General features: G+C 42.7%; 10 protein-coding genes. All 10 read left to right on the forward strand.

The annotated features are described in order from the left end of the window. Positions 1 to 22: 22 nt before the first annotated feature. The 10 genes from sufC to leuC all read left to right on the forward strand — a co-directional run bounded on the left by sufC (position 23) and on the right by leuC (position 12,418). Positions 23 to 817 carry a Fe-S cluster assembly ATPase SufC gene (gene sufC / locus FC60_RS05510; protein ID WP_056937439.1) on the forward strand — a complete coding sequence of 265 codons (795 nt, stop codon included), beginning with the start codon at positions 23 to 25 and terminating at the stop codon, positions 815 to 817. A gap of 9 nt (positions 818 to 826) precedes the next feature. After that, positions 827 to 2,101: a Fe-S cluster assembly protein SufD gene (gene sufD / locus FC60_RS05515; RefSeq protein WP_056937440.1), complete on the forward strand. Its 1,275-nt coding sequence runs from the start codon at positions 827 to 829 to the stop codon at positions 2,099 to 2,101. Next, the gene (locus FC60_RS05520) at positions 2,085 to 3,320 is read left to right on the forward strand and encodes a cysteine desulfurase (protein WP_056937441.1); all 1,236 of its coding nucleotides are present in this window, start codon (positions 2,085 to 2,087) and stop codon (positions 3,318 to 3,320) included. The genes sufD and FC60_RS05520 overlap by 17 nt, the downstream gene beginning before the upstream one ends. Further along, on the forward strand, positions 3,310 to 3,756 hold the full coding sequence (gene sufU / locus FC60_RS05525; RefSeq protein ID WP_056937442.1) for a Fe-S cluster assembly sulfur transfer protein SufU: 447 nt from the start codon (positions 3,310 to 3,312) through the stop codon (positions 3,754 to 3,756). Before FC60_RS05520 ends, sufU begins: the two co-directional genes overlap by 11 nt. After that, the gene (gene sufB / locus FC60_RS05530; RefSeq protein WP_056937443.1) at positions 3,757 to 5,160 is read left to right on the forward strand and encodes a Fe-S cluster assembly protein SufB; all 1,404 of its coding nucleotides are present in this window, start codon (positions 3,757 to 3,759) and stop codon (positions 5,158 to 5,160) included. 462 nt (positions 5,161 to 5,622) lie between these two features. Next, on the forward strand, positions 5,623 to 7,788 hold the full coding sequence (nrdD, locus tag FC60_RS05535) for an anaerobic ribonucleoside-triphosphate reductase (protein ID WP_056937444.1): 2,166 nt from the start codon (positions 5,623 to 5,625) through the stop codon (positions 7,786 to 7,788). After that, positions 7,778 to 8,449: an anaerobic ribonucleoside-triphosphate reductase activating protein gene (nrdG, locus tag FC60_RS05540; protein WP_056937445.1), complete on the forward strand. Its 672-nt coding sequence runs from the start codon at positions 7,778 to 7,780 to the stop codon at positions 8,447 to 8,449. Before nrdD ends, nrdG begins: the two co-directional genes overlap by 11 nt. Before the next feature lie 339 nt (positions 8,450 to 8,788). After that, a complete protein-coding gene (locus FC60_RS05545) occupies positions 8,789 to 9,961 on the forward strand; it encodes a 2-isopropylmalate synthase (RefSeq protein ID WP_056937446.1) in 1,173 nt (390 codons plus the stop codon). A gap of 13 nt (positions 9,962 to 9,974) precedes the next feature. Continuing rightward, entirely contained in the window at positions 9,975 to 11,015 is a 1,041-nt protein-coding gene (gene leuB / locus FC60_RS05550; protein WP_056937447.1) for a 3-isopropylmalate dehydrogenase, read from the forward strand. Positions 11,016 to 11,032: 17 nt separating this feature from the next. Next, entirely contained in the window at positions 11,033 to 12,418 is a 1,386-nt protein-coding gene (gene leuC, locus FC60_RS05555) for a 3-isopropylmalate dehydratase large subunit (RefSeq protein ID WP_056937448.1), read from the forward strand. Positions 12,419 to 12,422 lie beyond the last annotated feature (4 nt).

Here is a 12,422-nt window from a genome sequence, read left to right on the forward strand (position 1 = left end):
GCATTGAGTGAGGAGAAAGCGAATGTCTACATTAGAAATAAAAAATTTACATGTTAACGTCATCGATAATGAAGGTCAAGCCGAAAAAGAAATTTTAAAAGGGGTTAACCTAAAAATGCAAACGGGTGAGATCCATGCCATCATGGGACCTAACGGAACGGGGAAATCGACGCTTTCGCAAACCATTATGGGTCAAACTGGCTATCGGATTACCCAAGGAGATATCTTATTAGATGGGGTTTCGATTGTGGACATGCCAGTTGATGAACGGGCCCGTCGTGGACTTTTCTTAGCCATGCAATATCCTGTCGAAATTCAAGGGGTCACAAACACTGAATTTCTGCGGGCAGCAATTAATGCTCGCCGTCCAGAGGATGACCCAATTCCGGTTATGGAATTTATTAATAAATTAGATGAAAAAATGGAATTATTGGATATGCCAGAATCCGTTGCTGATCGTTACCTTAATGAAGGCTTTTCAGGTGGAGAAAAGAAGCAAAACGAGATTTTACAATTACTCATGATTGAGCCCCAATTTGCCATTTTAGATGAAATTGACTCTGGTCTTGATATCGATGCTTTAAAGGTGGTTTCTAAAGGTGTTAACTCCATGCGGGGAGAAAACTTTGGTTCGCTAATTATCACGCACTATCAACGACTTTTAAATTACATCGTTCCTGATACCGTTCATGTCATGATGGGGGGCAAGGTCGTAAAAACCGGTGGACCTGATTTAGCCGAGAAACTAGAAGCTGAAGGATATGCCGGCTTACGGGATGAATTAGGCCTGGATATTAAGTTAACTGATGAAGAGTAGGTGATCTTAATGACATTTGATTTTGAAAAAATGAGTCAAGTGGTGGCAGCTAATTCTCGTAAGCGTCAGGAGCCAAGTTGGTTAAGTCAAAAACGTCAAGCCGGGTTGCAAGCCTTAACAACGGCGCCAGCTCCTAAGATGCAAAAGTTTGACTTTCGGGACTGGGATTTAATGTCACTCCCTGATCCGTCAGCGACCAGTGACCTGGATGAAGCAACGGAATTGGATAAAGCACATTTAGTTCAAGTGGGTACTACAACCCCTTATGTTAATCTGCCAGATGATGTTCGCCAACAAGGGGTTATTTTAACGGATTTAGCAACGGCTGCTGAGCAATATGCTGACTTAGTTCAACCAGCTCTGATGACTGTGGTTTCAGCTGATGAGAATCAGCTTACTGCCTATCATCAAGCAATGATGAATAATGGAATTTTCGTGTATGTTCCACAAAATGTTGAGGTGACCATCCCATTAGAAACCATGATTTATCAGGATGCGACGAATTCAAACCCGTTGGTGCATCATGTTTTAATTGTGACGGAAGCGAATGCTAAGTTGCAGTTTGTTGAACACCTGGCTACGCTCGGTGAAGAAAAAACTATGGCTAGCTTAATGGTCGAGATTATTGCCAAAGAGAATAGTCAGGTTAGTTTTGCATCGCTAGATGAATTAGGGACCAACACGACCGAATATTTCAAACGCCGGGCGCAAATAGGACGTGATGCAAAGGTTGAATGGTCAATTGGGTTGATGAGCGATGGTAATGTAGTTGGGGATGTTGATTCAGAATTAGTCGGGACTGGCGGAAAGGCTGATTCGAAAACGATCGCGGTCAGCACCCGGCAACAAGAAATTGGTATCAATAATCGGGTGACCCACCATGGACAAAATACGGAAGGCTTAATCAATCAACGGGGGGTACTTTTGGAGCAATCGAAACTGGTTTTTAACGGGATCGGGGAAATTATACACGGTGCCCATGGTGCGGAAGCCGAACAGCAAAATCGAGTTTTGATGATGTCACCAGATGCCCACGGCGATGCTAACCCCATTTTATTAATTGATGAAAACGACGTAATTGCCGGTCATGCTGCTAGTGTGGGGCCTGTAGATCCAGAACAGATGTATTATTTAGTAAGTCGCGGAATTCCCCAATCGCAAGCCGAGCGTCTGGTAATTCGAGGCTATTTAAGTCCGGTAATCACTGCAATTCCATCCAAACTATTGCGGCAAAAGATGATTGATATTCTGGAAAGGAAGTTAGCGCATGGACAAGACGAGTGAAGAGATTAGACATGACTTTCCGGCGTTAGATCAAATGGTTAACCAAGCTCCCTTAGCCTATCTTGATAATGCGGCAACATCTCAACGGCCAGCCCCGGTTTTGAAGACGGTCGAAGATTTTTATTTTCATGATAATGCCAATGTTCATCGTGGGGTCCATACCTTAGCTCAACGGGCGACCGATCGGTACGAACAAGCGCGGGAGACAGTGCGACAATTTCTGGGAGCTGAATCGCCAACGGAAATTATTTTTACTAAAGGCTGTACTGAGGCCCTCAATCTAGTTGCTAGTAGCTATGGAATGAGTCAAATTCAAGCTGGTGATGAAATTGTAATCTCCATTCAAGAACACCATAGCAATTTGATTCCTTGGCAGCAATTGGCTATTCAGAAGGGGGCAATCTTAAAATATATTGATCTGACTGATGAAGGGGAGATTGACCTAACAGATGCGCAAGAAAAGATTACTGATCAGACTAAGTTAGTTGCTATCAACCATGCCAGTAACGTGATGGGGACCATAACCCCTCTCAAAACGCTTGTGGAGTTAGCCCACCAAAAAGGAGCAGTGGTAGTAGCAGATGGTGCTCAAGCGGTCCTTCACGAACCAGTTAACGTCAGAGATTTGGATGTTGATTTTTATGCTTTATCTGGCCATAAGATGCTAGCACCAATGGGGATCGGGGTACTGTATGGAAAAGCATCGTTATTGGAAAAGATGCCGCCATATCAATATGGTGGTGAAATGATTTCACGAGTTCAACGTCAGGAAAGTTCGTGGGCCCAAGCACCATATAAGTTTGAAGCGGGGACCCAAAATGTAGCGGGGGCCATTGGCTTGGCCGCAGCAATTGATTATTTAAATAACCTAAGCTGGGGATGGATTCAGCAACAAGAAAGTGACCTTATTCAATATGCTACTCAAGAATTGAAGAAAGTCGATGGGCTTAAGTTATATGGCCCTAAAGAAGCCCAGCGACGGTCAGGAGTTTTTTCCTTTAATCTAGGACAAATCCATCCGCATGATGTCGCGACAGCTTTAGATATGGCTGGTGTTGCAGTCCGGGCAGGCCATCATTGTGCCCAACCGCTGATGGACTATTTAGGAGTACCTGCTACCGTACGGGCCAGTTTTGCCTTTTATAATACTAAAGCTGAGGTTGATCAATTAGTTACCGACTTGCAGGCCACCAAGGAGTTTTTCGATCATGGAGCTTAATAAATTAAATCAACTTTATCGCGAAGTGGTCCTTGATCATGCTGAACATCCACGTCATCAAGGAACGGTTCCTGATGCCAATTGTCAAATGTCAATGGATAATCCCACTTGTGGGGATGAATTGACGGTTACGATTAAAGTCAGTCCAGATCAAGTGATTACAGCGATTGCCTTTGAAGGAACCGGCTGTACGATCAGTCAGGCGTCAGCTAGCATGATGACATCGGTGGTACAAGACAAAACGGTTGATGAAGCTCTTGAACTCGCGCAAATTTTTTCCGATGCCGCCATAGGCAAAACAGTTTCAAAAGATCAATTAAATCGGCTCGGTGATGCACAGTTATTAACGAGTGTGATGGAGTTTCCCGCTCGTATTAAGTGTGCTACTTTGGCGTGGTGGACTTTGCAACGGGCATTATTAAAGGAGAGTGATTAGATGGCAGGTGCAGCAGATGTTTTAAATGACCAAGAATATGAATTTGGTTTTCATGACAATATTGAACCAATTTATTCTACGGGTCGTGGTTTAACTGAGGAGACGGTTCGGCAGATTTCAGCAGAAAAGGATGAACCGGAATGGATGCTGGAATACCGTTTAAAGTGTTATCACGAATATATCAACATGCCCTTACCACAATTTGGCCCCGATTTATCGCAGTTAAATCTAGATGAGATGCTTTATTATCAGAAGATGACTGATAAGAAATTCCGCGATTGGGATGATGTCCCAGAAGATCTCAAACGGACCTTTGATCGGTTAGGGGTTCCGGAAGCGGAACGCAAATACTTGGCGGGATCATCAGCACAATATGAGTCGGAAGTAGTTTATCATAATATGAAGGATGAGTTCGAAAAGCAGGGGATTATCTTCACCGATACCGACTCAGCCCTCAAAGAATATCCGGAATTATTTAAAAAGTGGTTTGGTAAATTGGTCCAACCAACTGATAATAAATTTGCGGCCTTAAACGGGGCGGTTTGGTCAGGGGGATCGTTTATTTATGTACCAAAAGGCGTCAAAGTCATGACTCCCATTCAATCATATTTCCGGCTAAATTATGAGAATACGGGTCAGTTTGAACGGACCTTAATTATTGTTGATGAAGGTGCTAGTGTCGATTATGTCGAAGGATGTACAGCGCCTAATTATTCTTCAGATAGTTTACATGCGGCTGTTGTAGAGGTAAATGTGCTCCCAGATGCTTATTGCCGGTATACAACAATTCAAAATTGGTCGGATAATGTGTATAGTCTCGAAACCAAACGGGCGGCGGCTGATAAGAATGCTACCATGGAATGGGTTGATGGAAATTTAGGATCCAAAGTGACCATGAAATATCCGAGCGTGTACTTAAATGGCGAAGGTGCTCGGGGAACCATGTTATCGATTGCCGTGGCCTCAAATGGGATTCATCAAGATTCTGGGGCACGGATGATCCATAATGCCCCCAAAACTTCCAGTTCAATTATTTCAAAATCAATATCGCGGACGGGTGGTTCAACTGACTATCGTGGAACGGTCCGGTTTGCGAAAAATTCGAGTGGCTCGAAGGCACATGTTGAGTGTGATACGATCATTATGGACGATCAGTCTTCATCAAATACGATTCCTTACAATGAAATTGATAATCCTAATGTTGCGATGGAACATGAAGCTAAGGTTTCAAAAATTTCTGAAAAACAGCTCTATTATCTGATGAGTCGAGGTTTATCAGAAAAGAAAGCTACCGAGATGATCATTATGGGATTTGTGGAACCATTTACGAAAGAATTACCGATGGAGTATGCCGTCGAATTGAACCGATTGATTAGTTTTGAAATGGAAGGATCAATTGGATAGTTACAAGCAAAAAATAGTTTGGCAAAGTTGAATTTGTCAAACTATTTTTTTGTACAAAATTTATTTTGGTGGGAGATAAGTGTTATTGTTTTGGAAATCTGGCTAGTGCATGAGAGGGCTTTCAAGTTGGCGAGTTTGCTGGGTAAAGCGACAAATTTAAAATTTTAAAGACGCAGTCTGATTAGCGATCAGGCGTAAGAGCGAACGTTTAGATAATTTGAAAGCAGTTCTAACTTATTAGGTGAAAAATAAGGCTAGTTAGTAAAATCAAAAATTTGATTTAGCAAACAAAATACCGTCCAAAAATGGTGATATAACAGTTGCTAAGTGTGATTATCAAATGATAAAAAACAGATCAAACACAAGATATTGTGTTCATTACTTAAATTAAAAACTATATATTGTGTTCGAGGCTGATTTTGACTATACTAGACTAAGTAAATTTCGGAGGAGGATAAGTCAATGCAATCAGTTGAAACACAATCAGTTACCAAAACATCAAAGCCGAGCACCTGGATGGTAATCAAGCGCGATGGATCCCAATTTAATTTTCATGAATACAAAATTAAGGCGGTCTTAGATCAGTTAGGACTTTTAAAAGCTGATCAAGCTGAAGTGATGGGGGATTTAGAAACTCAACTGGCGGCTTTATCTGAGATTAGCACGATTGCCATTAGCAAAATTTTAGTCAAAGTCTTGCGGGAACATAATTTTAAGCAAGCTGCTGAGGCGTACGTGGCTTATCGTTTACAAGATGAATTAGACTGGAAACACCAAGTTGATCCAGTGCAACGAATTAACCGGTTAGTGGCCAATGAAGATACTTTGGTCCATGAAAACGCTAATAAGGATAGTAAAGTCTTTAATACGCAACGGGATCTGACTGCTGGGGCAGTAGGAAAGACAGTAGGGTTAAAATTAATGCCGGAGCATGTTGCTAAGGCACATGTTCGGGGGGACATTCATTACCATGATTTAGATTACACTCCCTTAAGCCCTATGACGAATTGTTGTTTAATCGACTTCAAAGAAATGTTGACGAATGGTTTTAAGATTGGCAATGCGGAAGTGGAAAGTCCAAAGTCAATTCAAACCGCAACGGCTCAAATGGCCCAAATTATCGCTAACGTGGCTTCTAGTCAATATGGTGGATGTTCAGCCGATCGGGTGGATGAAGTATTAGAGCCGTTTGCAAAGTGTAATTATGAAAAGCACTTAAAAGAAAGTGCTGAATTTATCGACGATGAGGATAAGCAAAAGGCCTTTGCCGTTAAACGAACGAAAAAAGATATCTATGATGCCATGCAAGGCTTAGAATATGAGATTAATACACTCTTTTCTTCACAAGGCCAAACACCCTTTACGACCTTAGGTTTTGGGTTGGGCACTTCTTGGATCGCCCGGGAGATTCAAAAGGCAATCTTGCAAGTACGGATTGAAGGACTTGGTAAAGAAAAACGAACCGCCATTTTCCCTAAATTAGTCTTTACAATTAAGAAAGGCTTGAATTATGCACCAGATGAACCTAACTATGACATTAAACAACTGGCTGTCGAGTGTGCTACCAAGCGGATGTATCCCGATATCCTTATGTATGATAAGATCATCGAATTAACGGGAAGCTTTAAGGCCCCGATGGGATGTCGTTCCTTTTTACAAGGATGGTGGGATGAAAATGGTCGGGAAGTTAATTCTGGTCGGATGAACCTTGGGGTGGTCACCATTAACTTGCCTCGGATTACCATGGAATCGCACGGCGACATGGATTTATTCTGGGAAATTCTTAATGAACGGCTTCAGGTTGCCAAAGATGCTTTGTATTTTAAAGTTGAGCGGACCAAGGAAGCTTTACCGGAAAACGCCCCGATTTTGTATCGGTATGGAGCTTTTGGTAAGCGGCTGGGTGAAGACGAATCAGTCGATGAGCTATTTAAGAATAGCCGGGCAACGGTTTCCTTAGGTTACATTGGCCTTTATGAAGTGGGAACAGTCTTTTACGGTCCTAATTGGGAACATAATCAGGCAGCTCATGACTTCACGGTTGAAATTGTGAAGGTGTTGCACGATAAATGTGTGGAATGGGAGCAGGAAAGTGGTTACCACTATAGTGTTTATTCAACGCCGAGTGAGTCTTTGACTGATCGCTTCTGCCGGTTAGACACTAAAAAATTTGGGAAAGTTAAAGACATTACCGATAAGGAATACTACACTAATAGTTTCCACTATGATGTGCGCAAACATCCGACCCCCTTTGAAAAGCTTAATTTTGAAAAAGACTATCCCCAATATGCAGCGGGTGGTTTTATTCACTATTGTGAGTATCCAAATCTAAAACAAAATCCAGCCGCCCTAGAAGCCGTTTGGGACTGGGCTTATGATAAGGTTGGGTACCTTGGTACTAATACGCCAATTGATCATTGTTATAAGTGTGGTTTCCAAGGTGAATTTAAGGCCACGGCTAAAGGATTCCAATGTCCAGATTGTGGGAATCATGATCCCAAGACCTGTGATTGTGTAAAGCGGACTTGTGGTTACCTAGGGAACCCTCTTCAACGGCCAATGGTTCATGGTCGACATGTGGAAATTGCCTCACGGGAGAAGAACATGAGGTTAACAAATGAGCAATGAAATTCGGATTAGTATTAATGGCGATACCCAATTTATCGATCCTAATAAGTTACAGGGAACGGATAAAACTCGACGTCCCAAACGCCGTCGACAACGCCAACCCAAGAATCCAGCTCCCAAAGAATGGTTAGCTAGTGATTTGTCCAAAATGATGGTGGCGGATTATAAACCATTTAATTTTGTTGATGGGGAAGGCATTCGTTGTAGTATCTACGTAAGTGGCTGTAAGTTCGCTTGCCCTGGTTGTTACAATGTAGTTGCCCAAAACTTTAACTATGGCTTTCCTTATACGGATGAACTAGAAGACCAGATTATGCAGGATCTGAGCCAACCGTATGTGCAAGGCTTAACTTTTCTGGGTGGGGAACCGTTTGTAAATACGCAGATTTGTCTAAGGTTAGCCCATCGGGTTCGCCAAGAATTCGGTCATAGTAAGGATTTGTGGTCATGGTCTGGCTATACCTGGGAAGAATTATTACAGGACTCCGAAGATAAATTAGAATTTTTGCAGTTGCTTGATATTTTAGTAGATGGACGGTTTATTGAACCGCTGAAAGACTTGACCTTACAGTTCCGGGGAAGTTCTAATCAACGGATTATTGATGTTCCCAAGTCCTTAGCTAGCGGTGATGTAGTGATCTGGGATAAATTAGTTCGATAATTTTTTGGAGAAATTGTTGACAAGTTAAAAAGCATATAGTAAATTGTACATATTCATTAGAAAATAATTAAAGCGATCTAATCTAAGGAGGTGGAACTAATGAATCAACAAGTAAATGCATTCGTAGTGACATCTTCTAAGCAAGCGTTAGCCCTCTTATTACATTTTTAAGGACGCAATTTAACAGCCGATTAGGTTAGTTGATTGGGCCCTTATTTATGCAAGATGAGGGCGAATCAATAAACGATTAAAGAGCTCTCATCTCCATGATGAGGGCTCTTTTATTTTTAATGATTCAATGACGCTAATTAACTTTTCATTCTTTAGGAGGAATCAATCATGACCACCAACCAAGCAAGCAAAACTTACATTCAATTTTTCGATACGAGTCTTCGTGACGGGGAACAAACGATTGGCGTAAATTTTTCAACCGAAGATAAAATTCAGATTGCTCATCAAGTAGCTGATTGGGGAGCAGATGTGATTGAAGCTGGTTTTCCAGCCGCTTCGCCGACGGATTTTCAAGCGGTTCGTCGAATTGGTCAAGAAGTGACCAATGCCAATATTGTCGGCCTAGCTCGTTGTGTCAAACGTGATATTGATGCTGTTGTCAAGGCTTTGGCTGATGCTCCCAATGGTCAAATCCATGTTTTCATTGGGACCAGTCCAATTCACCGGGAAGCCAAATTCCACATGAATCAAGAACAAGTTCTGGCTAAAATCACCGAATGTGTTTCCTATGCTAAACAATCTTTTACAAATGTGGAATTTTCACCCGAAGATGCGGCTCGGACCGAATGGGATTTTCTAGCTCGGGTTTGTCAAACGGCGATTGAAGCGGGAGCTACTGTTATCAACCTTCCTGATACTGTTGGTTACACTTACCCAGCTGAATTTGGTCATATGATTGATTATTTGCACGAACATGTTCCGAGTTTTGATCAGGTTACGTTCTCGGTTCACTGTCACAATGACTTGGGAATGGCTACGGCGAACGCTATTATGGCGATTCAACATGGGGTAACCCGGATTGAAGGGACCATTAATGGAATTGGTGAACGTGCCGGAAACACTCCACTAGAAGAAGTCGCTGCCTTTATGCATGTACGTCAAGATCAGATGGGGGCATTTACGAACGGCATTGACCTGAAGCAAACAGCTAAGACTTGCCAAATGATCAGCGATAAAACGGGAATGGTAATTCCAAACAATAAAGCGGTGACGGGAGCCAATGCCTTTGCTCATGAATCAGGTATCCATCAAGATGGCTTCCTCAAGAATCGCCAAACTTATGAAATTTTGACCCCCCAATCAGTTGGTCGCTCCAGTGCAAGTTTGCCACTAGGAAAACTGTCCGGTTCTCATGCAGTGATTAATAAACTTAAGAAGATGGGGTATGAGGTGGCCGATGATCAAATTAAAGATATTTATCAACGGTTCCAAAAGATCGCGGATCATCAAAAAATTGTTTCTGAAACAGAATTGGTTAACATGATGCAACAAATTGGATAGTGAGGATGAGAGTATGCCAAATCGGATTGCCGCTTTATATGGAGATTATTCTGGACCGGAAATGATGCGGGCAGGACTAGCCGTGCTCAAAGCGGTCAGTCAGAAGAATGGATTTGAATATCAAATTGAAGCTTACCCCTTTGGAGGAGAAGCAATTGATCAAGTGGGGGAGCCCTTACCGGAACAAACCCTTGCAGGATGTCAAGCAGCGGATGCTATTTTATTAAGTGCCATTGGGGGACCCAAATGGTCGGTTGGTGGACAGTCACCCGAAGCTGGTCTGTTAAAAATCCGGCAAGCATTGGGACTGTTTGCGAATATTCGGCCGACCCACATTGATCAGGCTATTATAGATCAATCTCCAGTAAAAGCGTCAGTCTTGGAAAATACAGATTTTGTGATCGTGCGGGAACTAACCAGTGGAATTTATTTTGGTCAACCGCGAGAAGAAGAAATTGATCAAGCTCTTGACACGACAATCTATCGCCGCGCTGAAGTTGAACGGATCGTTCGAGTGGCTTTTGAGTATGCTAAAGGGCGTCAACAGCATCTTACGGTGGTGGACAAGGCCAATGTATTAGCTACTTCGCGGATGTGGCGGGCTATTGTTAAAGAGGTTCAACCAGCTTATCCAGAGGTTGAAGTTGATTACATGTATGTCGATGCGGCATCGATGAAGATTATTGCAGAACCATCATTTTTTGATGTCATTGTGACGGATAATTTATTTGGCGATATTTTAAGTGATGAAGCAGCCGTCTTGCCAGGGTCGCTTGGTATGATTCCCTCGATTAGTCAGGGGGCTTCTGGAAAAGCCTTATATGAACCAATTCACGGTTCGGCACCAACTTTAGCTAATCAAGATCGGATCAACCCGATTTCAATGATTCGGAGCGTTAGTTTGATGCTACGCTATTCCTTTAAACGAACTGATTTGGCAGATCAAATTGAAGCGGCTATTGCTAAAACCTTATCACAAGGGGTAATGACTGCTGATATTGGTGGGCAAGCTAAAACGAGTGAAATGGTATCCAAGATTATTCAGAACTTGTAGGAAGGATCGAGTGCGCTATGGCGGAAACAGTATTTGATAAAATTTGGCGACAACATGTCATATTAGGTGAAGAAGGAGAACCACAATTACTCTATGTAGATCTTCATTTGGTTCATGAAGTAACTTCACCACAAGGTTTTGAAAGCCTTCGGGAGAATAATCGGCCGGTTCGGCGTCCCGATAAAACTTTTGCGACAGTTGACCATAATGTTCCAACTTCTCCGACTCCGGTGAACTCGGTTGAGGCAATTACTGACCGAATTTCACGACTTCAGGTGGAAACTTTACAAAAGAATTGTCGTGATTTTGGGATCAAGTTGGCTACCATTGGGACTCAAGATCAAGGGATCGTCCACGTGATTGGCCCCCAATTAGGACTTAGTCAACCCGGACGTTTGATTGTGTGTGGTGATTCGCACACCTCTACTCATGGTGGAATGGGCGCAATTGCCTTTGGGATCGGATCTTCTGAAGTTGAACACGTGCTTGGTACTCAGACCATATGGCAAGTGAAACCTAAGAATATGGGAATCCGGATTCATGGTGAACTAGCACCGGGAGTTACGGCTAAAGATATTAGTATGGCTTTGATTGCCCAACATGGTACTGGCTTTGGAGTGGGCTATGCGGTTCAATTTTATGGCGAGACAATTGAAAAATTACCTGTTGAAAATCGCATGACCATCACAAACATGGCTATCGAAGGTGGAGCCAAGATGGGGATAATTCAACCAGATGAGAAAACTTTTGAATATCTTCGGGGTCGTAAGTATGCGCCACAAGATCTTGAAGCCGCGAAAGAATATTGGTCGCAATATTATACGGATGATGAATCGGCTTTTGACGAAATTATCGATTTAGATGCAAGCACCGTCGCTCCATATGTTACTTGGGGGACTAATCCTTCAATGGCTGTGCCTTTTGGGGAAAAATTACCGGCTATTGAAGATGAAAATATGCAACAAGCTTATGATTACATGGATTTGAAACCAGGAATTAAGGTATCAGAAATTCCGATTGATTGGGTCTTTATTGGTTCTTGCACTAATGGTCGTTTGATTGATCTACAAGCTGCAGCTGAAGTTATGCGTGGGCATAAATTAGCCAAGAACGTTACAGCTTGGGTTGTCCCAGGATCGCGAAAGGTTCAACAGGATGCAGAACGTTTGGGGATTGATAAGGTCTTTAAAGAGGCGGGTTGCGAGTGGCGAGATCCCGGTTGTTCGGCTTGCTTAGCTATGAACCCAGATAAGGTGCCGGCAGGCATGCACTGTGCTTCCACCACTAATCGAAATTTTGAAGGACGACAGGGGCCGGGAGCTCGGACGCATCTTGCAAGTCCAGCGATGGTCGCTGCTGCCGCCGTTCATGGTCACTTTGTAGATATTCGTGAATTAGGATAGGAGT

The sequence above is a fragment of the Limosilactobacillus gastricus DSM 16045 genome (genome assembly GCF_001434365.1).
Taxonomy (GTDB): Bacteria; Bacillota; Bacilli; order Lactobacillales; family Lactobacillaceae; genus Limosilactobacillus; species Limosilactobacillus gastricus.

What these genes read in the sequence shown, in the direction of transcription:
- sufC (WP_056937439.1), top strand. Translation starts at nt 23, where the DNA reads ATGTCTACATTAGAAATAAAAAATTTACATGTTAACGTCATCGATAAT.
- sufD (WP_056937440.1), top strand. Translation starts at nt 827, where the DNA reads ATGACATTTGATTTTGAAAAAATGAGTCAAGTGGTGGCAGCTAATTCT.
- FC60_RS05520 (WP_056937441.1), top strand. Translation starts at nt 2,085, where the DNA reads ATGGACAAGACGAGTGAAGAGATTAGACATGACTTTCCGGCGTTAGAT.
- sufU (WP_056937442.1), top strand. Translation starts at nt 3,310, where the DNA reads ATGGAGCTTAATAAATTAAATCAACTTTATCGCGAAGTGGTCCTTGAT.
- sufB (WP_056937443.1), top strand. Translation starts at nt 3,757, where the DNA reads ATGGCAGGTGCAGCAGATGTTTTAAATGACCAAGAATATGAATTTGGT.
- nrdD (WP_056937444.1), top strand. Translation starts at nt 5,623, where the DNA reads ATGCAATCAGTTGAAACACAATCAGTTACCAAAACATCAAAGCCGAGC.
- nrdG (WP_056937445.1), top strand. Translation starts at nt 7,778, where the DNA reads ATGAGCAATGAAATTCGGATTAGTATTAATGGCGATACCCAATTTATC.
- FC60_RS05545 (WP_056937446.1), top strand. Translation starts at nt 8,789, where the DNA reads ATGACCACCAACCAAGCAAGCAAAACTTACATTCAATTTTTCGATACG.
- leuB (WP_056937447.1), top strand. Translation starts at nt 9,975, where the DNA reads ATGCCAAATCGGATTGCCGCTTTATATGGAGATTATTCTGGACCGGAA.
- leuC (WP_056937448.1), top strand. Translation starts at nt 11,033, where the DNA reads ATGGCGGAAACAGTATTTGATAAAATTTGGCGACAACATGTCATATTA.